Origin of the sequence: Clostridioides sp. ES-S-0005-03 (assembly GCF_020658455.1) — a bacterium.
Classification (GTDB): domain Bacteria; phylum Bacillota; class Clostridia; order Peptostreptococcales; family Peptostreptococcaceae; genus Clostridioides.
Genome location: NZ_JACVWI010000002.1, coordinates 540614 through 567180, shown reverse-complemented (window position 1 = coordinate 567180; position 26567 = coordinate 540614). Strand labels below are relative to the sequence as shown.

The following is a 26567-nucleotide window of genomic DNA, read 5'->3' as shown; positions in this document are numbered from 1 at the left end:
ATGAATAGAAAAATGGTTTGAAGGTGAAAATAGTATTGAAAAAGTAATGTACTAAGTATATAATTCATTTGATTTTATTTGTATGAATTAAAAGTCAATTTTAGTGATTATACAAATTTAGATATTAATCTCTTAAGAAATTTTAATATTAATTATTCAATAAATTATTATTATAATATGCTAGAATAAATATATATAAATAAGTTTTGATGAGGTACTACTATAAAGGGGGGACTTTATGTTTTCGATACCAGAAGTAAAAAAAGTAGAAGAAGTAATGGATACAAAATTTACAACTATAGACGAAGACACAAAAATAGAAAGTGCAATAAAAGAAATGATAAGAAGTAATACAAAAACTCTAATGGTAATAGATTCATCTAGTGAATTAAAAGGAATTATATCTATGACTGATATACATAATCTTTATGAGATGCATAAAAAATATGAAGGCCAACCAGTAAAACTTATAATGAAAAAAGATGTTATATATGTCAGTGAAGGCTTAACCTTAGATGAGTGTAGAGATATAATGATATTAAAAAATATAGGTATTCTTCCTGTGCTTAGAGATAATAAAATCATTGGTGTCTTGAAACAAGAGCATATTAGAGATTATTTATACATGCATTTAGAAGATTATGGATTAACTTTAAAATACATTATAGGTCAGATTAAAGAAGGAATTTGTGCTATAAATAATGAAGGTGTTGTAATTTTATGGAATAATTTTATGGAAGAAAGGTATGATATAAAGTCTGAAGACATAGTGGGTCGACCGATGAACGAGTTTTTGGAAAATACTATTTCAGAAAAAGTACTAAATAGTAAAGTCGGTATGAGTGATTTATATTTTACTGACAAAAAAGAAAACATGTATGCATTAGTTCATGCAAATCCTATATTTTATAAAGAAGAATTCATTGGTGTTGTATGTACTGAAGTAGACGTTACAGAAGCTAAGATATTAGCTCTTGAACTTGAAAAAGTAAATGATACATTAAAATATTTAAAAGATGAAGTAAAAAATTTATCTAAAGGTAGCTTTGACAAGATTTTAGGTAAAAGTTATAAATTGGAAAAATCGAAAGCGATTGCAAAACAAGTAGCTAGAACCAACAGTAGTATATTCATTTGGGGCGAAAGTGGTACAGGTAAAGAAGTATTTGCTAGAGCTATTCATGATTATAGTGAGAGAAAAGGTCAATTTATACCTGTTAACTGTAGTGCTATACCAAATGAATTATTTGAGAGCGAATTTTTTGGTTATGAATCAGGTGCATTCACTGGAGCAAGTAAAAAAGGTAGAATAGGTATATTTGAACTTGCGAAGGATGGAACAGTATTTTTGGATGAAATCGCAGATTTACCTCTTAGTATGCAAGCTAAATTGCTTAGAGTATTGCAAGAAAAAGAAATAAGACGAGTTGGTGGAGATACTACAATAAAAATAAATCCTAGAATAATATCAGCTACTAATAAAGATTTAGAAAAAATGGTAAAAGCAGAAAAATTTAGAGAAGATTTATATTATAGATTAAATGTTGTAGAAATAAAAATACCACCTCTTAGAGAGAGAAAAGAAGATATAGGATTATTAGTGCATAGTTTCTTGGAAGAAATATGCAAACAAAACAATAAGCCTGTTCTTACAATAAGTAAAGATGTAATTGATATATTTCAAAATTATAGATGGAAAGGGAATATAAGGGAATTAAAAAACACAATTGAAAATATTGTTGTCCTATCCCAAAATCCTAGAATAGAAGTAGATGATGTACCAAGCTATATGATGGATTCTAGAAATAACAATACAGAGGAAGAAGAATATCCTCTAGATTTGACGAAAGCTACTCAAAAGATTGAAGTAAAAAATATAACAAAGGCACTTAAAATGTCTAATGGAAATAAAGCTAAAGCTGCTAAAATATTAAACATACCAAGAACTACGTTATATTATAAGATAGATCAGTATAAAATAGATGTGTCTAAAATATGACACATGACTAAATTTTGACAAAATAATAATCTTTAATTTGAAACCAAGCAAAATCAATGTTTGGAGTAGTATGATATATGTGACTGTGTTAAAAAAAATAAAAAAGTGTTGATTAATTGACACTTTTTTTCTTTTGAGAAAATGTTTCCAAACATAAAAAACAGGGTGTTGTAAATAAATAGTTATATAATATTTGGCTAAAAATAGCGATAGAGGAAGGTTGTATTATAGAAAATATCTTTTTGTTAATAAGTTGGCATAGGAATTGCTTATATATAAAGTGACTTCAAATGAGAAAAAAATAGTATTAATTATGACGATTTATGTAAGTTGAAAAGTTTTAACACTTAGGGCTGTTAGTAGGGAACAGTAAATATGTTAATTATTAAGAGTGTTAGGGCATCAATATAAATTAAAAATCAAATGAAGGAGGCATTTTATTATGTCAATAACTTTAGAAACAGCTCAAGCCCATGCAAATGATCCAGCAGTATGCTGCTGTAGATTTGAAGAAGGAACAATAATAGCACCAGAAAACTTAGAAGACCCAGCAATATTTGGAGATTTAGAAGATTCAGGATTATTAGTTATTCCAGAAAATCATTTAACAGTTGGTCAAGTATTAGGAGCTAAATTAACAAAAACTTTAGATGCATTATCTCCAATGACTACAGATAATGTAGAAGGATATAAAGTAGCAAAAACAGATGCTGAAGAATCTGCTAAAGAAGTAGAAGCTCCAGTAGCTCAAGTAACGCCAGCTCAAGGTGCTACAGTTCAAGCTACAACAGGTCAAGTAATAAAAATACACATAAAAGAAGGTAAAGATATAAACTTAGAAATACCTTTGAAAATAGCTGCTCAAATGGGAGTAGTACCACAAAAATAATAGTTGAAATATAACTATTAAAGCCGGTTTTAATTTACTTGATTCCTCAGTTAAGGGGTTACCTGTTGAGGAATCGAGATTTAAAATAATAAATAAGAAAATAATGTAAGGAGGTATTTTATACTATGTCAATAACTTTAGAAACAGCTCAAGCCCATGCAAATGACCCAGCAGTATGTTGTTGTAGATTTGAAGCGGGAACAATAATAGCACCAGAAAACTTAGAAGATCCAGCAATATTTGCAGACTTAGAGGATTCTGGATTATTAACAATACCAGAAAATGGATTAACTATAGGTCAAGTACTAGGAGCTAAGTTAAAAGAAACTTTAGATGCTCTATCTCCAATGACTACAGAAAATGTAGAAGGATACAAAGCAGGAGAAGCTAAAGAAGTAGTAGAAGAAGCAGTAGTAGAAGAAGCTCCAGCAGCTTTAGAAGCAGTAGTGCCAGTAAGCACAGGAGTTTTAGGTGAAACAGTTAAAATACACATAGGTGAAGGTAAAGATATAAGCTTAGAAATACCTTTATCAGTAGCTGGTCAAGCGGGAGTTGTTTCTCCAGTAGCAAACGTTGCTGCTCCAGTAGCAGGTGCAGTAGCAGAAGTAGCTCCAAAAGCTGAAGAAAAGAAATTATTAAGAAGCTTAACTAAAAAACACTTTAAAATAGACAAAGTTGAATTTGCTGATGAAACTAAAATAGAAGGAACTACTTTATACATCAGAAATGCAGCAGAAATATGTAAGGAAGCTAATGACACTCAAGAATTAGTTGTTGATGTTAAATTAGAAATAATAACTCCTGATAAGTATGAAACTTACAGTGAGGCTGTATTAGATATACAACCAATCGCTACTAAAGAAGAAGGCGAATTAGGTTCAGGTATAACAAGAGTTATAGATGGAGCTATAATGGTATTAACTGGTACAGATGAAGATGGAGTTCAAATAGGTGAATTCGGTTCTTCAGAAGGTGAATTAAACACTACTATAATGTGGGGTAGACCAGGTGCTGCTGACAAAGGTGAAATATTCATCAAAGGTCAAGTAACAATAAAAGCTGGAACTAACATGGAAAGACCAGGACCTTTAGCTGCTCACCGTGCTTTTGATTATATAACTCAAGAGATAAGAGAAGCTTTAAAGAAAGTTGACAACTCTTTAGTAGTAGACGAAGAAGTAATCGAGCAATATAGAAGAGAAGGTAAAAAGAAAGTTGTTGTTATAAAAGAAATAATGGGACAAGGTGCAATGCATGATAACTTAATATTACCAGTTGAACCAGTTGGTACATTAGGAGCTCAACCAAACGTTGACTTAGGAAACATGCCAGTTGTATTATCTCCACTTGAAGTATTAGATGGTGGTATCCATGCATTAACTTGTATAGGACCTGCATCAAAAGAAATGTCAAGACATTACTGGAGAGAGCCATTAGTAATAAGAGCTATGCAAGATGAAGAAATAGATTTAGTAGGTGTTGTATTTGTTGGTTCTCCACAAGTAAATGCTGAGAAATTCTATGTATCTAAGAGATTAGGTATGTTAGTTGAAGCTATGGAAGTTGATGGAGCTGTAGTAACTACTGAAGGTTTCGGAAACAACCATATAGATTTCGCATCTCACATAGAGCAAATAGGTATGAGAGGTATACCAGTAGTTGGTGTAACTTATTCAGCAGTTCAAGGTGCTCTAGTTGTTGGTAATAAATACATGACTCACATGGTAGACAATAACAAGTCTAAGCAAGGTATAGAAAATGAAATATTATCAAACAATACATTAGCTCCAGAAGAGGCTATAAGAATCATGGCTATGCTTAAAAATGCTATTGCAGGTGTAGAAGTTAAAGCTCCTGAAAGAAAATGGAATCCAAATGTTAAGTTAAATAACATAGAGGCTATAGAAAAAGCTACAGGAGAAAAAATAGTATTAGAAGATAATGAGCAATCTTTACCAATGAGTAAGAAGAGAAGAGAAATATACGAAAAAGACGAAAACTAAAATTTAGATAATAACTAAGATTTAGATAACAATATAAATTTAGATCCAAGTTTAAAATAAGTATAGAGAGGTAAAATTATAATGGATAGATTAAAATATATCTCATCAGAGACTTTTTATGAGGGTGTTATAGTCGAAATCATGGGTGGTGGAGTAACTATAGACCTAAAAGGTAGACTTGGACAATTTAAAATACCTAATAGAATGCTTATAACTGACTACGAACTTAAGATAGGTCAAGAGGTTGGATTCATGCTAAGCTATCCTGAGGTATTAAGTCCAGAACCTAATCATGAGTATGTAGAAAATATTAGGAGAGAAAAAGAAAAGCAAGCAGAAATGCAAGCTAAAAAGAAGCAAGAAGAAGAAAAATAATAATAATTAATCGTTTGAAAATAGAAGGGAGAGGAAATATATGAGCCTTACAACAGTACAAGGACTTCAATCTGAAATATTTGTTCCAATAACACCTCCTCCAGTTTGGACTCCTGTAACTAAAGAATTAAAAGATATGACTATAGCTTTAGCTACAGCAGCTGGTGTTCACTTAAAATCTGACAAGAGATTCAATCTAGCAGGAGATACTACTTTTAGAGCTGTACCTAACACAGCTACAGTTGATGAAATGATGGTATCACATGGTGGATACGATAATGGAGATGTAAATAAAGATATAAACTGTATGTTCCCTATAGATAGATTACATGAATTAGCTGCAGAAGGATTTATAAAAGCAGTAGCTCCTATGCACTATGCATTCATGGGTGGTGGAGGAAACCAACATGTCTTCACTGAAGAAACTGGTCCTGCTATCGCTGCTAAACTTAAAGAAGAGGGAGTAGACGGTGTAGTCATGACAGCTGGCTGAGGTACTTGCCATAGAACTGCCGTGATCGTGCAGAGAGCAATAGAGGAAGCTGGAATACCTACAATAATAATCGCAGCTCTTCCTCCAGTAGTTAGACAAAACGGAACTCCTAGAGCAGTTGCTCCATTAGTTCCAATGGGTGCTAATGCTGGTGAACCACATAACATAGAAATGCAAACACATATATTAAGAGATACATTAGAGCAATTAGTTGCTATACCATCTGCTGGTAAGATAGTTCCATTACCATACGAATATAAAGCTCACGTTTAAAATGTAATTTATATTTGAAAATACAAAACCCTTCTCCTACATAATTAGGAGAGGGGTTTTAAGAACAAAGGTGGCTATTATGGAAGAAAAAATAATGAGAAGACTTGTTATAAAACCGTTTCATATGAATGAAGTTAATTTCGGTTCAAAAACTTCTATAAAGAAAGATGTACTTACAATTGATTTATCAAGTATAGATGAAATAAAAGCAAGAGAAGATTTAATAACAGATATAAAAGTAGATATTATAAAACCTGGAGACTATGACAGGGAAATTAATACTATTATGGACATTATACCAATATCAACCAAAGTTTTAGGCAGATTGGGAGAGGGAATTACACATACTTTAACTGGTGTATATGTAATGCTAACTGGTGCAGACGAAGATGGAAATCAAATGCATGAATTTGGTTCTTCAGAAGGAATTTTGAGTGAACAAATGGTGTTTGGTAGATATGGGACTCCATCAGTTGAAGACTATATAATCCATGTGGATGTAACTCTTAAGGGAGGTTTACCTTTTGAAAGAACACTTCCACTTGCAGCATTTAAAGCATGTGATGATTTTATACAAGAAATAAGAACGTCTTTGAAAATGGAAGACGGAAGAAATGCTACTCAAGTTCGTGAATATTTTGACAAAATTCGACCAAATGCAAAAAAGGTTGTCATAGTAAAACAAATAGCAGGTCAAGGGGCTATGTATGACAATCAGTTATTCTCAAAGGAACCTAGTGGTTTTGAAGGAGGAACATCAATTATAGATATGGGAAATGTACCTATGATTATATCTCCTAATGAATATAGAGATGGTGCCCTTAGAGCTATGACTTAAGAGAGGTGGATATTATGGGAATAGGACCTTCAACAAAAGAAACATCTCTTCATCACTTTAGAGACCCACTTTTGGATATAGTTGAAAGTGATAAAGATGTAGATTTACTTGGAGTAATAGTAGTAGGAACTCCAGATGGAAATGAAAATAAAACTTTTGTAGGACAGAGAACAGCTGCTTGGCTGGAAGCTATGAGAGTAGATGGAGCTATAGTCTCTTCAGATGGTTGGGGAAACTCACATGTTGACTATGCTAATACATTTGAAGAAATAGGAAAAAGAGATATACCTGTAGTTGGAGTAACATTTAATGGTACTCAAGCTAAGTTTGTTGTAAGCAATCAATATATGGATACCATAGTTGATATGAACAAATCAAAAGAAGGTATTGAGACAGAAGTTGTTGGAGAAAACAACACAAATGAGATTGATGCTAAAAAAGCTTTGGCATTTTTAAAATTAAAAATGAGAAAGCATGGATAAAAAATTTAAGTAAGGGGATGAGTTTTGTGGGAATTTCTACATCAATGAAAAACACATCACTTCAGATTTTTAGAGACCCATTACTTGATTTAATAGACAATGATCCTGATGTAGATTTGCTAGGAGTAGTTGTAGTTGGTACATCAGAGCACAATGAATGGAAATCCTTTTTATCAGCCAGGCTTGGAAGATGGGTTGAAGCATTGCGACCTGATGGAGTGATTATAACCTTAGATATGGCAGGAAACCAGCATATTGATTTTACAAATGCTATATCAGAGTTTGTAAAATCAGACATACTTACAGTAGGTCTTACTATTATGGGAGCAGATGGTCTAGTAGTTACCAATCAGTACTTAGATAAAGCTACCATAATTGATTATAAAAAGACAACAGGCTACATAGAAACAGAAGTAGTTGGAGACAATCACTTGGATGAAGTTGATGTAAAAAAAGCATTAGCTTTTCTAAAACTAAAAATGCGTAAAAACGCAAAATAAACCTAAGGGGGAATTTGATATGAAATTTAGCAGAAGTATACAAGCTATAGACTCTCATACAGCAGGAGAAGCAACTAGAATAGTTGTAGGTGGAATACCTAACATAAAAGGAAATTCTATGCCTGAGAAAAAAGAATATTTAGAAAAAAATCTAGATTATTTAAGAACTGCTATAATGTTAGAGCCAAGAGGACATAATGATATGTTTGGTTCTGTAATGACTCAACCTTGTTGCCCAGATGCTGACTTTGGAATAATCTTCATGGACGGTGGCGGATACCTTAACATGTGTGGCCATGGTACAATAGGAGCTATGACAGCAGCTATAGAAACAGGTGTAGTTCCAGCAGTAGAGCCTATAACTCATGTAGTTATGGAAGCTCCAGCAGGAATAATAAGAGGGGATGTTACAGTTGTAGATGGAAAAGCTAAAGAAGTATCATTCTTAAACGTACCAGCTTTCTTATATAAAGAAGGTGTTGAAGTTGACTTACCAGGTGTTGGAATAGTTAAATTTGATATATCATTTGGTGGAAGCTTCTTTGCTATAATACATGCAAGTCAATTAGGTTTAAAAATAGAACCTCAAAATGCTGGTAAATTAACTGAACTAGCTATGAAACTTAGAGATATAATAAACGAAAAAATAGAAATACAACATCCAACTTTAGCTCATATAAAAACTGTAGATTTAGTTGAAATATATGATGAGCCAACTCATCCAGAAGCTACTTACAAAAACGTAGTTATATTTGGTCAAGGTCAAGTTGACAGATCTCCATGTGGAACTGGAACAAGTGCTAAATTAGCTACTTTACATGCTAAAGGTGAATTAAAAGTAGGAGAAAAATTCGTATATGAAAGTATATTAGGAACTTTATTCAAAGGTGAAATAGTTGAAGAAACTAAAGTTGCAGATTTCAATGCTGTAGTACCTAAAATAAGTGGTTCTGCTTATATAACTGGATTTAATCACTTTGTAATAGATGAAGAAGATCCACTTAAACATGGATTTATTCTTAAATAGAAACAAATAAATTGGGAAATTAAAATAGAATAGTAACCTCTTGCTGGTTACTATTCTATAGCTTTTAGGCTATAAGATTCAGAATATATAAAAAAATAAAAAAACAGGAGGATGGATTATGGTAGCAATCTTAAAGGCATTATACGTAGTATTCGCAGCAATCTTTGCAGTTGTATTTGGTAAAGACGTAGCTAAAGCAAACAAAGAGGGGAAACTAGAAGAACAAAGTACTCCAAAAGTTGCTGTAACAGGATTTATAACAGATTTTTTTGATACATTAGGAATAGGCTCATTTGCTCCAACAATAGCAATGTCAAAAGCTTTAAAATTAAACATACCAGATAAGAAAATGCCTGGTACGTTAAACGTAGCACATACTATTCCAGTTGTTACTGAAGCATTTATATTTACATCAATCATACCAGTTGATGGTGTAACTCTAGTATCTATGGTTGTAGCAGCAGCAGTTGGTTCATATATAGGTGCAGGAATAATAGCTAAAATGGACGAAAGAAAGATACAAATGGTTATGGGTGTGACTCTAGCATTAACAGCAATATTAATGTTATTAGGTCATCCTTGGGTTAATGTATTACCAGGTGGAGGAAATGAATTAGGTCTTACTGGTGTTAAGTTAGTAATAGGTGTAGTAGGTAACTTTATACTAGGTGCTTTAATGACAGCTGGTATAGGACTATATGCTCCAGGTATGGCAATGGTTTACTTCTTAGGAATGTCTGCAAAAGTTGCGTTCCCAATAGTTATGGGTTCTTGTGCATTATTAATGCCAGTTGCAAGTATGAAATTCATAAAAGAAGATGCATATACTAAAAAAGCATCAGTTATAATAGCTATCTGTGGTTTAATAGGGGTTTTCGTAGCAGCATATATAGTAAAAACTTTACCAATGGATATATTAAAAGCATTAGTAATAATAGTTATAGCTTACACTTCTGCTACAATGATAATGGCTGCAAATAAAAATAAAAAGACTGCTTAGTATTTATTAAATATTACAGCTAACAATAAAAATTATAAACTGCTTTGGAACGTTAATATTAATGTTCTAAGGCAGTTTTTTATTTATTAGATATAATTATATAAAGCAATTAGTGTGCCAATTATACAATATATATATAAGTTTAGTAAATTAAGTATAAATATAGCTATATTTTCTAAAGTTAAGGTGTAAACTGAAGTTAAATATTTAAATTTAATACTAGATATAAGAAAAAAAGTTAATATATTGATGTATATTAACAAAAATATTAGTATAATAAGTCGAATATAACTTATAATTGAAGAAAATTGAGTTTATAATGACTTGATAGTTATCTGAATCATTTGAATTAATTTGAAATATTGATATTGCTTATGTGTATAAATTAGCCTTGAGTTATATATGACTTAAAAGTAGATAAGGAGTAATTTAATAATTAATTTTGATTAAAATAAATAATATATTGTATGAATCCATAATAGTTTTACAAACTTTAAATCAAAAGATTAAATGAAATTTATAAATAAATAAAAAGTTTTAAACAGCAATCAAAGATTTGTAATAAAATACATCACTCACAAATATATTTATTATATAAGCTGATACCAGAAATATAAGAATTAACAATTGTGGAGGGATAAAATATGATAGCTGTTAAAGATGAGAATAACGTAGTAAACTTAAGAGGGGAGTTAGACAATAAGCTAGAATTTAGTCATGAGATATTTGGAGAGAAATTTTATAATGTGAAAATAAAGATAAACAGACTAAGTGATTCCTTTGATACACTTCCTATGACTGTGTCAGAGAGACTTCTTCAAGATATTGATATCAATAAACAAAATTTAGTCAATGTTGTAGGTCAATTGAGATCATATAATAAAACCTTAAATAATAAAAATAGATTAGTGCTTACAGTATTTGTTAGAGAAATAAAGGCTATAGAAGAGGAAAATAAAGACCCAAACAGCATATTTCTAGATGGGTATGTATGTAAAGAGCCTGTGTATAGGAAAACTCCTTTAGGAAGGGAAATAACTGATTTATTGGTAGCTATAAACAGACCTTATAATAAATCTGATTATATACCATCAATAGTTTGGGGGAGAAATGCAAAGTTTGCAAAAAACTTAAAAGTTGGTGATAGAATACAGCTTTGGGGTAGAGTTCAAAGTAGAGAGTATGAGAAAAAAATAGATGAGGATAATGTAGTGAAAAAAATGGCATATGAAGTATCTATATCAAAAATAAAAAAATTAGATGAAAATAATAATGATTAAATATTAAAAATATATTGTTTTTTCATTAAAAAAACTAATAAATTTGCTATAATAATATATTAAAAATAAATAAAGATTGTTTAAAAAAATACTAATGAAATATCTCTTGAATAGTTGCTCGCCATTTATTATAATGTAATCTGTACATAATTTATAATTGAGAAAATGAAGAGGTGAAGCATTGTGAAAAGCATATTATATCAGATAAATAGACAGCCAGTTAAAGCTAAATATACATCTGATGAATTAGAATGTTTTTTGGATACAATTGAGTATAATGTAGGGGATAAAATATTGCTTGTTGGCCATATAGGAAACCTAGGCAAGAGATTAAGAGGTCTTGGTACTTCTGTGACTATACTAGAGAATAGTAACTATGAAGATGTATGTTATTCTTTAGTATATAATGAAAATTGCAATGTAGTTAAAGGTAAGTTAGAGTTTTTGCCGTTTGATGATAATCAGTTCAACAAGATAATAATAGTAGACCAATTTAATGTTATTACAGATTGTGAAAAAGCTTCATCTGAAATACAAAGAGTTTTAAAAGGTAATGGAGAGGTTATATTAGAAGATTTAAACTTAAAAAATTTAAAAGTTAAACTAAACTATCTTAAGCATAAATTTTGTGGTTCTGTAGCAAAGATTCACTATCCACATGAAGTATTTAATATATTTTCAAGATTAAATTTTGATGGTATGATTAAAGAGTCAAATAAATTAAAATATATTTATGTGGGAAAAAGAAGATAAATGAGTTAAAATATAAATATGGATATAATATAAAAGACTAGGTTAAGCCTAGTCTTTTGTTATAAGGAGATGTAGATATGGAAATAAATTATGAGTTAATAATAATTGTTATGCTCTTTGTAATCCTAATGTCAATTCAATTTACTTTAAATAAGATATATTTAATCCTTAAGGAAATAAGACAAATACTTATGTTAAGAAAAAATAAGGAATGATAACTATGATAGATTTAGAATATATAAAATCTGATATTCAGAACATAGCTGAAGCTATAGTTTCAGTACTCAATATAGATGTAACTATAGTAAATAGAGACTTATTTAGGATTGCGGGTACAGGTATATATGTAGATAAAATAGGTGAAAAAGTAGATAAATATACAGCTTTTAAAAAGTCACTTACAGAACAAATTACAATACTAATTGATGACCCAAAGAGCAGTGATATATGTAGAGAATGTTATAAAAATAATGTCTGTGTGGAGTTTGCAGAAGTATGTTGCCCAATTATATGTGATGGAGAGTCTCATGGTGTTATAGGTCTTATAGCATTTACGAAAGAACAAGCACAGATTATAGAAAATAATAAAAGTGGACTTATAAACTTTTTATGTAAGATGGCAGACTTGATATCCAATAAACTAAAAGCTCAAATTAAAACATACGAACTAGAATTAGAAAAGAAAAAATTAGAGACTTTATTAAACAATATGGATAAAGCTGTTGTGTCCATTGATGTAGATGGTAAGATTGATAAATATAATTCAAAGTTTAAAGAGCTTTTCAATCTAAAGGACAATATAACTGGGAAAGATATATTCACTGAGCTAGATTTTATAAAGAAACCTTCTATAAATAACTTTAAGAAGGACAAATCATGTAGCTTTTTTTATAGGAGATACGGATATGATTCAAAAGGGATATATAACATCAATAAAATAATATTAAAAAATGAACTAAAAGGATATGTTATTGACTTTATAGATAAAAGAGATGCTATAAAAAACTACAATAAGATGAATAAAGATTATAAGATAAAACTGGAAAATATAATTGGAGAGAGTATAGCTATAAGAAATTCAAAAAAAGAAGCCTTAATGGCTTCTAAATCTACTTCAACAGTACTTATTACTGGTGAAAGTGGAACAGGTAAAGAGCTATTTGCAAGAGCTATACACAACCATAGTAATAGGGTAGATAATCCTTTTATAGCTGTAAACTGTGCAGCGATACCAGATAATTTATTAGAGAGTGAATTATTTGGATATGAAGAAGGTGCTTTTACAGGGGCTAAAAAAGGTGGAAAACTTGGTATGTTTGAAATAGCCCATAAAGGAAGTATATTTTTAGATGAAATAGGAGATATGAGCTTGCATTTACAGTCAAAGTTGTTGAGGGTATTACAAGAAAAAGAGCTCAACAAGATTGGTAGTAAATCTAATGTTCTTATAGATGTAAGAATTATTGCTGCGACAAATAAAGATTTAGAAAAAATGGTTCAGAATGAAACTTTTAGAGAAGATTTATATTATAGATTAAATGTCATACCAATAAAGCTCCCAAGTTTAAGAGAAAGAAAAGATGATATACCACTTATAATAAAGCATATGATTAGAGAATACTCAAAAAAACTAGATAAAAATGTTATCGATATAGATACTAGGGTTGTCGATGCTATGATTGAATATAGGTGGCCAGGGAATATAAGAGAATTGCAGAATATTATTGAATACAGTGTGAATATGTCTTCATCTCCAATAATTACGATGAATGTAATTCCTCAGAAGATTAAAAATACATCAATAGAAGAATTAGAAGTTAGAAGTGATAAGATAATTCCATTAGAAGAACTTGAGAAAATTGAGATAATAAAAGCTTTAAATAAATACAAAGATTATAAAAGAGATAAAGAATTAACAGCCAAGGCACTTGGAATATCAAGAGCCACATTATATAGAAAAATTGAAAAATACAATATAATTTCTTAGTGATATAAAGTAATATAAGAATACAATAAAAAGTGATATAAAATTTAAATGTAAACAAATAACAATAGTCTATAAAGAGTAGTGGATGCTTAAATCCTGAGAATCTAAAAAATAGTAACTATTAAAATAATAATCGTCTCAAAATGATATAGAATCTCATTTTGAGATTTTTTTTTGTCTTTTTGCGAAATTGTCGTCTATTTAGCGAGTAAAAAAAATATAAAATCTATATCTGAGTAAAAAAAAATATAATTAAAAGCAGTTATTTCAATGGATATACAATATCAAAGTGAAAAAATTGAAAAAAATAAAAAATGTGGCATGTATTTTGCTATAAATATAGATAAGAAATTATTTAATAAAATTATTTAAGTACTAAAATTAAACTTAATTGGGAGGTTTATATATAATGAGAGATATAAGAAAAGAATTAGTGGAAATGTTAAAAGCAGAGGTTAAACCAGCAGTAGGATGTACTGAACCAGTAGCTTTAGCTCTAGCATGTGCAAAGGCAAAAGAATTACTAGGAGAAGAAATAGTAGAAAATCATATGTTAGTTAGCCCTAGTATCTATAAAAATGGTATGTGTGTAGGTATACCAGGAACTGAAAGATTAGGATTAAAAATAGCAGCAGCTCTAGGGATAATAGGAGGACACTCTGAAAATGGATTAAGTGTATTAGAAACTTTAACAAAGGAAGAAGTTAAAATAGCAGAAGATTATATGGACAATACTCCTTTATCAATAACACCTGCTGATACAAGAGAGAAAGTTTTTATAGAAGTTGCATTAAAAGGAGTAAATCATAATGCTAAAGTTAGAATAAGAACTAAACATGATAACTTTACATTTTTAGAAAAAGATGGAGAAGTATTATTGGATAATGAACCAAAAGTATCAGTTTCAAATGCTTCAGCAGAAAAAGTTGAGAGCTTAATGGATACTGTAACTATACAAGAATTAATAAAGAATGTAGAAGGCATTGATTTTAAAGATATAGAGTTTTTACTAGATGGAGTAAAAATGAATGAAGAAATGGCTGAATATGGATTGAAACAAAAGACTGGAATTGGTGTTGGATACGGAATCAAAAAGTCTATGGAAGAAGGTCTTTTAGGTAATGATGTTATAAACTATGCAATGATGTTAACTGCTGGAGCTTCAGATGCAAGAATGGCAGGAGTAAAAATGCCTGTTATGAGTTCAAATGGTAGTGGAAATCACGGATTAACAGCAATTCTTCCAATTGTTGCTTACAACAAAAAATTCCCACAATCTGATGAAAGACTAGCAAAAGCTTTAGCTATATCTCATTTAGTAACTGGTTATATTAAAAATTATACAGGTAGATTATCTGCTGTATGTGGCTGTGGAGTTGCAGCATCTACTGGAGCAACTGCTGGTATATCTTGGCTTATGGATGGAAGCGAAAAACAAATAGAAGGTGCAATAGAAAATATGATAGCTGACTTAAGTGGAATGATATGTGACGGAGCAAAAGCTGGTTGTGCATTAAAATTATCATCTGCTGCATCTGCTGCAATACAAAGTGCTATAATAGCTAAGCAAGACTGTTTTGTACCACCATTAAATGGTATAGTTGGTTCAAGTGTTGAGCAAAGTATACAAAACTTAGGAAGAGTAAGTGATAAAGGTATGTCTATAACAGATGAGATAATATTAAATGTAATGAATGACATGAATAAAGTTGATTAATGTATTACAATATTTCTTATATTGCAATATATAGTAAAGGTGATATAAATAAATTTAATTAGTACCCTCTAATAAATTATGATTATGTATAAATGGGAAAAACTTGCTAGTGCAAGTTTTTTCTTTTTTGTCTAAAATATATAGTATATGATTTAGTAGAGATATATGATTTACTTAAAATAGATAATATCTTGTTAATAATTGTTGAATATACTTAAAAACTCAATAATATTGGCTAATATTGAATAAGAGTATTGAAAAAGTGAGCAATCTCTTATAAAATTAAGAAGGATTATTACAATTGGAGGTCTTTTTATGGATATAGAAACAAAAAAATGGGAAGTATTGTATTCAGAAGAAAAAATTAATGATAAATTAAAAGAATTAGGAGCAATTATAGAGAAGGACTACAAAGATAAAAATCTTATGATTGTGTCTCTACTAAAAGGAAGTTTTATATTTTGTGCAGATTTAGTTAGAAATATAAATTTACCTCTTAGAGTCAACTTTATGACTACTTCTAGTTATGGAAACAGTGAAGAAAGCACTGGAACAGTTAAGGTTGTTTCAGATGTAACTACTGATATAAAAGGATATGATGTATTGGTTGTAGACGATATTACTGACTCTGCCTTAACTATGGATTTTGTTTTAAAGCATCTAAAAGCTAAAAATCCTGCTAGTTTAAAATGTTGTGTACTTTTAGACAAGCCAAGCAGAAGAAAGGTTGATTTAGTACCAGATTATTGTGGGTTTGAGATAGAAGACAAATTCGTAGTAGGATATGGATTTGATTTTGGGGATTACTATAGGAATGTTCCTTATATATTTAATGTAACTGATGAAGATAGATAAGCAATTATTTAATTTTATAGGTATCTCGATATGATTTTGATAAATTATATTGAGGTACCTTTTTATTTTTAGGTCTGATTTGGAATTATCTTCTATTTATATCAAGCTATAAGTCCAACATAGTAAAATTGTTTTTATAGTTTTATCCAAGTTTTAATTCTGTGTTTGGAAATATAAAAAATTTTTGAAAATTTGATAGGAAATACGATTTTTAATTGTATTAGTAGTTGTAGAAGCTTTTACAAAGGAGGAGTTAACTTGGAGGATAAATTGATAATTAAAAATATAATAAAGAAAAAAGAAAAGGGTATGGAAATGCTTATAGATGAGTATGGGAATTTTATAGCATCTATAGTTAGAAGGACTCTTATGAATGCTAAAATTTATGAGGAAGAATGTATTGATGATGTGCTTTTGGCAATTTGGAATAACATAGAAAAATTTGATAATGAAAAAAACTCTTTTAAAAACTGGATAGGTTCTATTTCTAAATACAGAGCGATTAATTATAGGAAAAAGTATATAAGTAGTAACACTTATTTAAATATAGAACATGAAGAAATACCATATATAGATAAAGAGTTGAGTATGAGAGAAATTGAAGAGGAAATAAATGACCTTATAGGTACATTAAATGATAAAGATGCAGAAATTTTTAGAAGATATTATTTAGAAGATGTATCACTAAAGGATATAGCTATACAAAATGAAACCACCGTTGAAAACTTACATAATAGATTATCAAGAGGAAGAAAGAAGTTGAGGCTGCATTTAAATAAAAAGAAAGTTTAGAGATAAGATAATTAAGAATTTAAATATAGAAAATATAGAATAAAAGGAGAATTTTTATGAAAGATAAATTTGATTTATTTAATGAAACAAATATAGATATAGAAAAATACGATGATGTTGTATTAAGTAATAAAGAAAAAGATGAAATGAAGAAGAGAATGAAATCTAAGGTTCAATATAGTAAAAAGAATAATTTTAAGAGATATGCTTTAGTAGGAGGATTATCAGTGGTTATTTTAGGTTCAACTGCATTTACTAATGAAACTACCTTAGCATATATGCAACATCTTGGAAAGCAGATAGAATATTTCTTTAATAAGGATACTGAAGAACTTAAACCTTATAAAAATATTGTAGATGATATTGCTACAGATAAAGGAATAGATATAAAGTTAAATGAGATTATGCTTGGCGATGGAGAATTATTTTTAAATATAAGTGTTGATGATAGCAAACTTGATAAAGATGCTTTGGGATTAAAGAAACAAGAAGGATTTTTAGGAATTGATGATATCAAAATAAAGGTTGGAGATATGAATTTTGTTTCAATAACAGGTCCTTCCACATCAGAAAAAAATAAAGATGGTACTACTAATATGGTTATGACTTGTAAGCTTGATAATCTGGATAAAGATGGAGATGGAAAAGGCGATATTGAAAATTTTGATTTACTAAAAAATGTGGATTTAAATAAAGACTATGATATAAATATAAGTATAAATAAAGTTGAGTATGAATTAAATAAAGATATAAAAACATCAAAAGAGATAGAGATAGGAAATATGGGAGGAGTAGAGGGTGAACACCTAAATGGCTATCTTAGCGGGAATTGGACATTTAATACAAGTATAAATGGTTCAAATATAGTCAAAGATACAAGAGTTTATAATGTAGATAAAAATGTAAAATTAAAAAATAAAAATATTGATGTGGATTTAGTCTTAAAAGAAGTAAGAGTCTCTCCTACGAAAATCAGAGTGATTTATGGATTTAAAACTAACAAATATAATTTCAATAAAGGTGATGATACACCAAAGATACTTGAGTTTGCACTTAAAGATGGAAGAGGAAAAGATTTAGAATTACTTAGTGGAGCAGGAGGTTATGACTTAAGTTACTCTAAGGGTAATTATATTGAATCTTCTTTAGAGTATGAAATTAAGAAAGATGTTAAAAACCTAAAAATAACGCCAACAATAGAAGATTGGAGTAAAGAAATTAATAATATAATAGAATTTAAAAATCAAAGTATAGATGTTGATATAAGTAAATAGATGTTGACATAAGTAAATAGATGTATTATCACATAATAAATTGTCTATTCATATAATTATATAGAGCAATGTTAGATACTTATATAATATTGCTCTAATTTTAAAATAGAGAGGATTTATTATATGGATGATTACAAAGACAATTTAGGTCCAAGTTTATATCAAGATGTAGGACCAACGGGACCAACAGGACCAATTGGTCCTACAGGTCCTAAAGGAGCAACAGGGGCAACAGGAGCAAATGGAATAACAGGACCAACAGGAAATACAGGAGCAACAGGAGCAAATGGAATAACAGGACCAACAGGAAATACAGGAGCAACAGGAGCAAATGGAGCAACAGGAGCAACAGGACCAACAGGAGCAACAGGAGCAACAGGGGCAACAGGAAATACAGGAGCAACAGGAGCAACAGGGGCAAATGGAATAACGGGTCCAACAGGAAACACAGGAGCAACAGGAGCAACAGGGGAAAATGGAATAACAGGACCAACAGGAAACACAGGAGCAACTGGAGCAAATGGAGCAACAGGAGCAACAGGTCCGGATGGAGCAACAGGAGCAACAGGGGCAACAGGAAATACAGGAGCAACAGGAGCAGATGGAGTAACAGGAGCAACAGGGGCAATAGGAGCAACAGGTCCAACAGGAGCAGATGGAGAGGTAGGTCCAACAGGGGCAGTAGGAGCAACAGGTTCAGATGGAGCAATAGGTCCAACAGGAGTAGATGGAGCAACAGGCCCAACAGGAGCAGATGGAGCAGTAGGCCCAACAGGAGCAGTAGGTCCAACAGGAGCAGATGGAGCAACAGGTCCAACAGGGGCAACAGGAGCAACAGGAGCAGATGGAGCAGTAGGTCCAACAGGAGCAGTAGGAGCAACAGGTCCAACAGGAGCAGATGGAGAGGTAGGTCCAACAGGAAATACAGGAGCAACAGGAGCAGATGGAGCAGTAGGTCCAACAGGAGCAACAGGAGCAACAGGTCCAACAGGAGCAACAGGAGCAGTGGGAGCAACAGGCCCAACAGGAGCAGATGGAGTAGCAGGAGCAACAGGAGCAACTGGTGCAACTGGTGCAAATGGAGCAACAGGTCCAACAGGAAATACAGGAGCAACTGGAGTAGCAGGAACAGCAGGAGCAATAGGGCCAACAGGTCCAACAGGTGCAAATGGAGCAACAGGAGCAACAGGAAACACAGGAGCAACTGGAGCGAATGGGGCAACAGGTCCAACAGGAAATACAGGAGCAACTGGAGTATTAGCATCAAACAATGCACAATTTACTGTATCTTCTTCGAGCCTAGTGAATAACACATTGGTTACATTTAACTCATCATTTATAAATGGAACTAATATAACTTTACCAACAAGTAGTACTATAAATCTTGCAGTTGGAGGAGTGTATAATGTATCTTTTGGTATACGTGCTACGCTTTCACTTGCAGGGTTTATGGCAATTACGACTAACTTTAATGGAACAGCTCAAAATAACTTTGTAGCAAAAGCAGTAAATACACTTACCTCATCAGATGTAAGTGTAAGTTTAAGTTTTTTAGTTGATGCTAGAGCAGCAGCAGTAACTTTAAGTTTTACCTTTGGCTCAGGAACAACAGGTACTTCTCCAGCTGGGTATGTATCAGTATATAGAATACAATAATTTATATGATAAATAAAGAAAACTAGATTATATAACAATAAGTGAAATAATATCTAAGAGAATATTTATATGCAAAAGAAAGATATATAAGTTATAAACTTTAGAAATATGTTAAAATCTCAATCTATTAAGTATTCAAATTTTCAAATATGGATATTTAACTAGATTGAGATTTATTATGTATAAAAAAATTATCCTAATATATCTGACATTTTATAAAGTCCAGACTTTCTACCAACTAAAAATTTAGCTGCAACTATAGAACCATCTGCAAAGACTTCATCAGATTGAGAATGGTGACTTAATGTAAGAACTTCATTATCACCTGCAAATATAACATCATGGTCACTGATTATATTACCACCTCTTATAGAGTGTATTCCAATTTCATTTGATTTCCTTTTACAATCTCTACCATATCTTCCATATCTATTTTCACTTTCAGGTAAGACCTCTTTAATTGCATTGGCTATCATATTAGCAGTACCACTAGGAGCATCTTCCTTTCTGTTATGATGCTTTTCTATGATTTCAATATCAAAGCCTTCTAACATTTTTGATGCATCTTTAACTAATTTTATTAAAATATTTACACCTAGAGATGTATTTGAGGATAATAATATAGGAATATTTTTTGATGCTTTTTCTATTTTATTTAATTCATCCTCATCATATCCAGTAGTAGCTAATACTACAGAGGTATTGTTTTTTAGTGCGTATGATAAGATTGGGTCCAAAGTTTCATGATGTGAGAAATCTATTATAACATCAGCTTTTTCAGTTACATCAGTCATTGTCTTAAAAAGTTTCGTATCACCATGATAAGTATTTTCATCAGCAGACCTAGCTACACCACAAACTAACTCTAATTCACTATCTTTTTTTACACATTCTGCTAACACTCTTCCCATTGTTCCATTATAACCACTAATTATAACTTTTAACATAAAATCCTCCTATGAAATTAATAAAAATTTGTTATATTTCTATAAGTTTATTTTATCACTAATATAATTTATATAAAATAATATTAGTCATAATAAACTTATAATTTGCTGGATATTAAAAAATTTTATTTATATTTAACATATATTAAATATAAGTTTGTATATTATAAAATTTACTTAAAAATCAATATTAATATATTAAAATCAATAAAGATGCATCTTTAAAAATATATAAATTTAGAGTATTAATTTTAAACCCAACAATTTGAGCATTAAAAGTGATATTATTAAATTAGAAGTATCTTAACTTAATATAATAAGATGGGAGAGGTGGCTATGTTAAAGGAAGAAAAAACTTATCAAGAAAAGGATGCTAAAGCATTTAATGGAGTAGTAGCTTTGATAATGATTATCTTGTTTTTAGTAGTTTCAATAGGTGTTATGGTTTTTGGAATAATAAAACTTGACAATGGATTCACTGGAATAGGTTCGTTTATGTTAGTTTTAAGTATTTTATTTATAGTGATAGATTTTATACTGTGCTTTGGACTAAAAATGATTAACCCAAAAGAAGCTATAGTTCTAGTTTTATTTGGGAACTACTATGGAACTATAAAAAAAGAAGGATACTATTGGGTAAATCCATTTTGTTCAGCAGTAAATCCAACATCATCAGGAATTAATGTATCAAAATCTTCATCTACTGAAAAAGTAGATATATCCTCTAATCCAAGAGGAAAGAAAGTATCTTTAAAAACAATGACTCTTAATAATGAAAAGCAAAAAGTTAATGACTTATTAGGAAATCCTATTATAATAGGTGTTGTTGTAATTTGGAAAGTTATAGATGCAACTAAAGCTGTATTTAATGTTGATAATTATAATACTTTTTTATCAATTCAATGTGATTCAACTATTCGTAATGTTTCAAGACTTTATCCATATGATGTGTCTGAAGATGGTGATGAAAAATCTCTTCGTGGTAGTAGTCAAGAGATAGCAGATAAATTACAAAAAGAATTACAATCTAGGGTAGATATTGCAGGAATTGAAGTATGTGAAGTAAGAATTACTCACCTTTCTTATGCACCAGAGATTGCAGCGGCTATGTTACAACGCCAACAAGCAGAAGCTATAATAGCAGCACGTAAAAAGATTGTTGAGGGGGCTGTAAGTATGGTAGAGATGGCATTAACTAATTTAAGTGAGAATAATGTCGTGACTTTAGATGAGGAACATAAAGCAGCTATGGTGAGCAATTTATTGGTTGTTCTTTGTGGTAATAAAGATGCACAACCAGTAGTAAATAGTGGCTCAATTTATTAGTATAAAAGTAATATCATTAAATTAAGAGTATTTAATTAATATGTAATAAAATCAAGAGTGCTTAGCTTGTATATAAGAAAATCAGTAAATTAAGGATATTTTAATTAGAGTGTAAGAAAATCAATAAATTAAAAATGTTTAAATTGCATGCAAGTAAATTAAGGGGATGTAACAAAGATAAATTAGATAGCTATAAAAAAGAGGGTGTCTCTAATGAATTAAATTCATATAGAGACACCTTTTAATCAATAATATTATCTTATAATTAATCTAAGTTTCTAAGGTCTTCCATAAGTTTAGTCTTATCAGCCGTTTTTTCGTCTTTCATTTTTATAACTTTAGCAGGAGAACCAGCAACAACAGCACCAGCTTCTACATCAGTAGTTACAACAGCACCAGCTGCAACAACAGCACCTTTACCGATTCTAACACCTTCAAGAACAACTGCATTAGCTCCTATTAAAACATCATCTTCAACTATAACAGGAGTAGCAGAAGGTGGCTCTAAAACACCAGCAACAACAGCACCAGCGCCTAAATGAACATTTTTGCCAAGAGTACCTCTAGCACCAATAACAGCATTCATATCTACCATAGAACCTTCACCGATAACAGCTCCTATATTTATAACAGCTCCCATCATTACAACAGCATTTTTTTCTATAGTAACCATATCTCTTATTATTGCACCTGGTTCGATTCTTGCATGTTCACTTAAAGTATTTTTTAGAGGAATAGCAGAATTTCTTCTATCATATTCCACATGAGTATCTATTATATCGTTACCATGTTTATCTAATACTTCCATTATATCTTCATAGTCACCTACAAATACATAAGAACCATTGTTTCCAAATACTTTAAATTTATCAGTTGATTGGAAATGTAAAGAGTTAGTATTTACATATACTTTAGCAGGTGTTTTCTTTTTAACTTCTTTTATATATCTTGCTATTTCATAAGCATCGTTTAAATTTACCATTTGTTAATTCTCCTTGTATTTCATTATATTTCTTTTATTATATACTCAGATATACTAATTTATCAACTTTAGTATATACTTACTATTATTTATTTTTTAATAGCATTATTATTTTAGCATAATATTGAGTAAATTTATTTGTTATATCATATATTTTTACTTGTTTATATTTTTTACTTGTGATATAGATTTTTACTATCCTAACATGCTATCCATGTTATAAAATCCTGGTTTTTGTTTAACCAAGTATTTAGCAGCAGCTATAGAACCACTTGCAAAAATACCACGAGATTGAGCTTGATGACTTATTGTAAGGACTTCATTATCTCCAGCAAATAGAGCATCATGTTCACCAACGATATTTCCACCTCTTATAGCGTGGATACCAACCTCATTTGGTTGTCTTTTTGCACTACGCCCATATCTACCATAATTATTTTCAACGTTTGGTAAAACCTCTTTTATAGCGTTAGCAATCATAACAGCTGTACCACTTGGGGCATCTACTTTTCTGTTGTGATGTTTTTCTATTATTTCTATATCGAATCCTTCTAATAATTTAGCTGCATCTTTAACCAATTTCACTAATACATTTACACCAAGAGACATATTATATGATTGGAATACAGGAATAACTTTAGCCGCTTCATGTATTCTATTAATTTCTTCATCATTATATCCAGTAGTAGCAATTACTAAAGGAGTTTTAGTTTTTAAAACATAAGATAAAATATTATCTAAATTAGAGTGATGAGAAAAATCTATAACTACATCAGCTTCTTCAACTATAGTATTCATATCTTCATAAATTTTAAGATTGCCTTCACAGCTATCCATACCTCTAGCTGCAACACAAACTAATTCTAGTTCACTATCATCTCTTATAGTATCGGCTAAAATCTTGCCCATTTTTCCATCATAACCAGTTGCTATAACTTTTAACATAATTTCCTCCTATGATTAAGGGCTAACTTTTGACCAAACTTAGTCTTTTATCATGCATTAATTTGTACTATGCATTAACTTTTAGTCCAAAGTTAACTAATTCTTTCTTTAATACCTCTAAGTTTGCTGGGTCCATTTCTGCTAGAGGAAGTCTTAAATCTCCAACATTGAATCCTAATAAATTCATTGCAGTCTTAACTGGTATAGGATTTACTTCTATAAATAAAGCAGCGATTAAAGCATCCATACCAAGTTGTAATTTTCTAGAACCTTCTATATCGCCTTCAAAGAATTTAGCTACTAAATCGTGTGTTTCTTGAGGGCAAACATTAGCAAGTACTGATATAACTCCTTGACCTCCTAAAGACAATAAAGGAAGTATAGTATCATCATTACCAGAGTAGATAGCAAAGTCGTCTGGAACTAAGCTAGCTATTTCTGCAACTTGTCCTAAGTCCCCACTAGCTTCCTTTACAGCAACTATATTATCTATCTTAGCAAGTTCAACTATGAGACTAGGGCTTATATTAACACAAGTTCTTCCAGGTACATTGTAAAGTATAATTGGAAGTTTAACACTGTTAGCGATTGTTTCAAAATGACGTTTAAGTCCAGCTTTATTGGCTTTATTGTAATAAGGAGTTATTATTAATAGAGCATCTACTCCTAATTTTTCAGCTTCTTGACTTAAATTAACTGAGTGCATAGTATCATTAGAACCACTTCCTGCGATAACAGGAACTCTTTTATTAACTTTTTCAACAACATACTTAATAGTAGCAAGTTGTTCTTCATCAGTCATAGTATTAGCTTCACCAGTAGTACCACAAGCTACTATAGCATCAGTACCGTTAGCTATTTGGTATTCAACTAATTCACCTAATTTGTCAAAATCAACTTTGCTATCCTTTGTAAATGGAGTAACTAGAGCAACAGCAGAACCTTTAAATATCATAAAAAATCAATCCCCTCTTTTTTAGTTTTGTGTTTTATATTACAGTTACTTCTAATGCTTATCTTTACTTATTATTAATATTTTACAAAATCATATATTTATACAAATTTGTATACTATACTAAATCATATGATATAGCCATTTCAGCTATTTGGATTGCATTAGTTGCAGCACCTTTTCTTATATTGTCAGCAACAACCCAAAGGTTTACACCATTATCAACACTAAAGTCTCTTCTAATTCTTCCAACAAACACTTCATCTCTATCATCAAATTCTACAGCAGTTGGATATTCATTTTTAGCAGGATTATCAACTACTACAACTCCTGGAGCTTCTTCAAGTGTTTTTACTAAGTCTTCTAATTCAAATGGATTATTAAACTCAATGTTTATAGATTCACTATGACCATTTTTTACTGGAACTCTTACAGTAGTTGCAGTTATTTTTAAGTCGTAGTTATCAAGTATTTTCATAGTTTCGTTTACCATTTTCATTTCTTCCTTAGTATATCCATTTTCAGTAAATGAATCTATATGAGGAAGACAGTTATAAGAAATTTGATGTGGATAGAATCCAGTAGGATTACCAGTCATTCCTTTTTCTAAATCTTCAACCCCTTTAACACCAGAACCAGATACAGCTTGGTAAGTAGAGTAAACAACTCTCTTAATTTTGTATTTGTCATCAAGAGGTTTAAGAGGAACCATAGCTTGTATAGTAGAGCAGTTTGGATTAGCTATTATACCTTTATGTTTTTTTATAGCTTCTGGATTTACCTCAGGAACAACCAAAGGAACATCTGGATTCATTCTCCATTGACTAGAGTTATCTACTACCAAGATTCCATTTGATGCAGCTATTGGAGCATATTTTTCACTAATGCTTCCTCCAGCAGAGAATAACGCTATTTGTATTCCTCTATCAGTAAATGAAGTTTCTTTTAATTCTTCTACTATATATTCTTTACCACAAAACATTACTTTAGAACCAGCAGATTTAGAAGAAGAGAATAAAAATAGATTTTCTATTGGAAAATTTCTTTCTTCTAATACTTTTAAAAATGTTCTACCTACCATTCCAGTAGCACCAACTATTGCCACATTTACTTTTTTCATATTAAATTCACCCCAATTTTTAATTATTAAAACATTATTTGATTTTAGCTATACAAGTAAGATATGTTAATATTTTTATATGTCTAAAAACTTTAATATTAT

At 30.5% G+C, this 26567-nt stretch carries 23 protein-coding genes and 1 pseudogene; 19 read left to right on the top strand and 5 right to left on the bottom strand.

From position 1 onward, the window contains the following. The first annotated feature begins 238 nt into the window (after positions 1–238). From prdR to IC218_RS11545, 18 genes and pseudogenes are all read left to right on the top strand, one after another. Positions 239–1999 carry a sigma-54 dependent transcriptional regulator PrdR gene (prdR, locus tag IC218_RS11625; RefSeq protein WP_227433706.1) on the top strand — a complete coding sequence of 587 codons (1761 nt, stop codon included), beginning with the start codon at positions 239–241 and terminating at the stop codon, positions 1997–1999. Positions 2000–2441: 442 nt separating this feature from the next. Continuing rightward, positions 2442–2703, top strand: a pseudogene (locus tag IC218_RS22225) (D-proline reductase (dithiol) proprotein PrdA); the annotation flags it as partial. A gap of 310 nt (positions 2704–3013) precedes the next feature. Then, positions 3014–4891 (top strand): D-proline reductase (dithiol) proprotein PrdA, encoded by a 1878-nt coding sequence (gene prdA / locus IC218_RS11615; RefSeq protein WP_227824481.1) that lies wholly within the window; start codon positions 3014–3016, stop codon positions 4889–4891. Between the two features lie 81 nt (positions 4892–4972). Continuing rightward, on the top strand, positions 4973–5266 hold the full coding sequence (locus IC218_RS11610) for a CBO2463/CBO2479 domain-containing protein (protein WP_227433709.1): 294 nt from the start codon (positions 4973–4975) through the stop codon (positions 5264–5266). Positions 5267–5306: 40 nt separating this feature from the next. Further along, positions 5307–6032 (top strand): D-proline reductase (dithiol) protein PrdB, encoded by a 726-nt coding sequence (gene prdB / locus IC218_RS11605; RefSeq protein ID WP_079739805.1) that lies wholly within the window; start codon positions 5307–5309, stop codon positions 6030–6032. Positions 6033–6111: 79 nt separating this feature from the next. After that, complete coding sequence (prdD, locus tag IC218_RS21935) at positions 6112–6870, top strand: proline reductase cluster protein PrdD (RefSeq protein WP_255287823.1); 759 nt, start codon at positions 6112–6114, stop codon at positions 6868–6870. A gap of 14 nt (positions 6871–6884) precedes the next feature. Continuing rightward, positions 6885–7352, top strand: a complete 468-nt coding sequence (locus IC218_RS21930; protein WP_003422094.1) for a glycine/sarcosine/betaine reductase component B subunit — start codon at positions 6885–6887, stop codon at positions 7350–7352. Between the two features lie 26 nt (positions 7353–7378). Then, the gene (locus IC218_RS11595; RefSeq protein ID WP_413927327.1) at positions 7379–7852 is read left to right on the top strand and encodes a glycine/sarcosine/betaine reductase component B subunit; all 474 of its coding nucleotides are present in this window, start codon (positions 7379–7381) and stop codon (positions 7850–7852) included. A 19-nt stretch (positions 7853–7871) separates the two neighbouring features. Further along, positions 7872–8879, top strand: coding sequence for a proline racemase (locus IC218_RS11590; RefSeq protein WP_227824479.1), 1008 nt, complete (start codon positions 7872–7874; stop codon positions 8877–8879). Between the two features lie 118 nt (positions 8880–8997). Next, a complete protein-coding gene (locus tag IC218_RS11585) occupies positions 8998–9879 on the top strand; it encodes a TSUP family transporter (protein ID WP_227433711.1) in 882 nt (293 codons plus the stop codon). A 644-nt stretch (positions 9880–10523) separates the two neighbouring features. Beyond that, the gene (locus IC218_RS11580; RefSeq protein ID WP_227433712.1) at positions 10524–11159 is read left to right on the top strand and encodes a single-stranded DNA-binding protein; all 636 of its coding nucleotides are present in this window, start codon (positions 10524–10526) and stop codon (positions 11157–11159) included. A 183-nt stretch (positions 11160–11342) separates the two neighbouring features. After that, complete coding sequence (locus tag IC218_RS11575; RefSeq protein WP_227433713.1) at positions 11343–11912, top strand: class I SAM-dependent methyltransferase; 570 nt, start codon at positions 11343–11345, stop codon at positions 11910–11912. Between the two features lie 211 nt (positions 11913–12123). After that, positions 12124–13899, top strand: coding sequence for a sigma-54 interaction domain-containing protein (locus tag IC218_RS11570; RefSeq protein ID WP_227824478.1), 1776 nt, complete (start codon positions 12124–12126; stop codon positions 13897–13899). A gap of 409 nt (positions 13900–14308) precedes the next feature. Beyond that, entirely contained in the window at positions 14309–15616 is a 1308-nt protein-coding gene (locus tag IC218_RS11565) for a serine dehydratase subunit alpha family protein (protein ID WP_227824477.1), read from the top strand. A gap of 315 nt (positions 15617–15931) precedes the next feature. Further along, the gene (gene hpt / locus IC218_RS11560) at positions 15932–16471 is read left to right on the top strand and encodes a hypoxanthine phosphoribosyltransferase (protein ID WP_227433716.1); all 540 of its coding nucleotides are present in this window, start codon (positions 15932–15934) and stop codon (positions 16469–16471) included. A gap of 258 nt (positions 16472–16729) precedes the next feature. Beyond that, complete coding sequence (locus tag IC218_RS11555) at positions 16730–17263, top strand: sigma-70 family RNA polymerase sigma factor (RefSeq protein ID WP_227824476.1); 534 nt, start codon at positions 16730–16732, stop codon at positions 17261–17263. Positions 17264–17319: 56 nt separating this feature from the next. Continuing rightward, on the top strand, positions 17320–18537 hold the full coding sequence (locus IC218_RS11550) for a DUF4179 domain-containing protein (protein ID WP_227433718.1): 1218 nt from the start codon (positions 17320–17322) through the stop codon (positions 18535–18537). 123 nt (positions 18538–18660) lie between these two features. Next, positions 18661–20193, top strand: a complete 1533-nt coding sequence (locus IC218_RS11545; protein ID WP_227824475.1) for an exosporium protein — start codon at positions 18661–18663, stop codon at positions 20191–20193. A gap of 191 nt (positions 20194–20384) precedes the next feature. Here IC218_RS11545 and dapB (IC218_RS11540) read toward each other — a convergent pair whose 3' ends face one another. Beyond that, positions 20385–21140 (bottom strand): 4-hydroxy-tetrahydrodipicolinate reductase, encoded by a 756-nt coding sequence (gene dapB / locus IC218_RS11540; RefSeq protein WP_227824474.1) that lies wholly within the window; start codon positions 21138–21140, stop codon positions 20385–20387. A 336-nt stretch (positions 21141–21476) separates the two neighbouring features. Here dapB (IC218_RS11540) and IC218_RS11535 point away from each other — a divergent pair, with 336 nt between their 5' ends. Next, positions 21477–22466, top strand: a complete 990-nt coding sequence (locus tag IC218_RS11535; protein ID WP_227824473.1) for an SPFH domain-containing protein — start codon at positions 21477–21479, stop codon at positions 22464–22466. Between the two features lie 265 nt (positions 22467–22731). Here IC218_RS11535 and dapD read toward each other — a convergent pair whose 3' ends face one another. The 4 genes from dapD to IC218_RS11515 form a co-directional block, all read right to left on the bottom strand. Next, positions 22732–23448: a 2,3,4,5-tetrahydropyridine-2,6-dicarboxylate N-acetyltransferase gene (dapD, locus tag IC218_RS11530; protein WP_227824472.1), complete on the bottom strand. Its 717-nt coding sequence runs from the start codon at positions 23446–23448 to the stop codon at positions 22732–22734. A gap of 195 nt (positions 23449–23643) precedes the next feature. After that, entirely contained in the window at positions 23644–24393 is a 750-nt protein-coding gene (gene dapB, locus IC218_RS11525; protein ID WP_227433723.1) for a 4-hydroxy-tetrahydrodipicolinate reductase, read from the bottom strand. Between the two features lie 67 nt (positions 24394–24460). Further along, entirely contained in the window at positions 24461–25348 is an 888-nt protein-coding gene (gene dapA, locus IC218_RS11520; RefSeq protein ID WP_227433724.1) for a 4-hydroxy-tetrahydrodipicolinate synthase, read from the bottom strand. Between the two features lie 115 nt (positions 25349–25463). Beyond that, positions 25464–26465 carry an aspartate-semialdehyde dehydrogenase gene (locus IC218_RS11515; RefSeq protein WP_227433725.1) on the bottom strand — a complete coding sequence of 334 codons (1002 nt, stop codon included), beginning with the start codon at positions 26463–26465 and terminating at the stop codon, positions 25464–25466. Between the last annotated feature and the right edge of the window lie 102 nt (positions 26466–26567).

Bases quoted from the DNA above. Each gene is read 5' to 3' on its own strand.
- prdR (WP_227433706.1), top strand. From the start codon at position 239: ATGTTTTCGATACCAGAAGTAAAAAAAGTAGAAGAAGTAATGGATACA.
- prdA (WP_227824481.1), top strand. From the start codon at position 3,014: ATGTCAATAACTTTAGAAACAGCTCAAGCCCATGCAAATGACCCAGCA.
- IC218_RS11610 (WP_227433709.1), top strand. From the start codon at position 4,973: ATGGATAGATTAAAATATATCTCATCAGAGACTTTTTATGAGGGTGTT.
- prdD (WP_255287823.1), top strand. From the start codon at position 6,112: ATGGAAGAAAAAATAATGAGAAGACTTGTTATAAAACCGTTTCATATG.
- IC218_RS21930 (WP_003422094.1), top strand. From the start codon at position 6,885: ATGGGAATAGGACCTTCAACAAAAGAAACATCTCTTCATCACTTTAGA.
- IC218_RS11590 (WP_227824479.1), top strand. From the start codon at position 7,872: ATGAAATTTAGCAGAAGTATACAAGCTATAGACTCTCATACAGCAGGA.
- IC218_RS11585 (WP_227433711.1), top strand. From the start codon at position 8,998: ATGGTAGCAATCTTAAAGGCATTATACGTAGTATTCGCAGCAATCTTT.
- IC218_RS11580 (WP_227433712.1), top strand. From the start codon at position 10,524: ATGATAGCTGTTAAAGATGAGAATAACGTAGTAAACTTAAGAGGGGAG.
- IC218_RS11570 (WP_227824478.1), top strand. From the start codon at position 12,124: ATGATAACTATGATAGATTTAGAATATATAAAATCTGATATTCAGAAC.
- IC218_RS11565 (WP_227824477.1), top strand. From the start codon at position 14,309: ATGAGAGATATAAGAAAAGAATTAGTGGAAATGTTAAAAGCAGAGGTT.
- hpt (WP_227433716.1), top strand. From the start codon at position 15,932: ATGGATATAGAAACAAAAAAATGGGAAGTATTGTATTCAGAAGAAAAA.
- IC218_RS11550 (WP_227433718.1), top strand. From the start codon at position 17,320: ATGAAAGATAAATTTGATTTATTTAATGAAACAAATATAGATATAGAA.
- IC218_RS11545 (WP_227824475.1), top strand. From the start codon at position 18,661: ATGGATGATTACAAAGACAATTTAGGTCCAAGTTTATATCAAGATGTA.
- dapB (WP_227824474.1), bottom strand. From the start codon at position 21,140: ATGTTAAAAGTTATAATTAGTGGTTATAATGGAACAATGGGAAGAGTG.
- IC218_RS11535 (WP_227824473.1), top strand. From the start codon at position 21,477: ATGTTAAAGGAAGAAAAAACTTATCAAGAAAAGGATGCTAAAGCATTT.
- dapD (WP_227824472.1), bottom strand. From the start codon at position 23,448: ATGGTAAATTTAAACGATGCTTATGAAATAGCAAGATATATAAAAGAA.
- dapB (WP_227433723.1), bottom strand. From the start codon at position 24,393: ATGTTAAAAGTTATAGCAACTGGTTATGATGGAAAAATGGGCAAGATT.
- dapA (WP_227433724.1), bottom strand. From the start codon at position 25,348: ATGATATTTAAAGGTTCTGCTGTTGCTCTAGTTACTCCATTTACAAAG.
- IC218_RS11515 (WP_227433725.1), bottom strand. From the start codon at position 26,465: ATGAAAAAAGTAAATGTGGCAATAGTTGGTGCTACTGGAATGGTAGGT.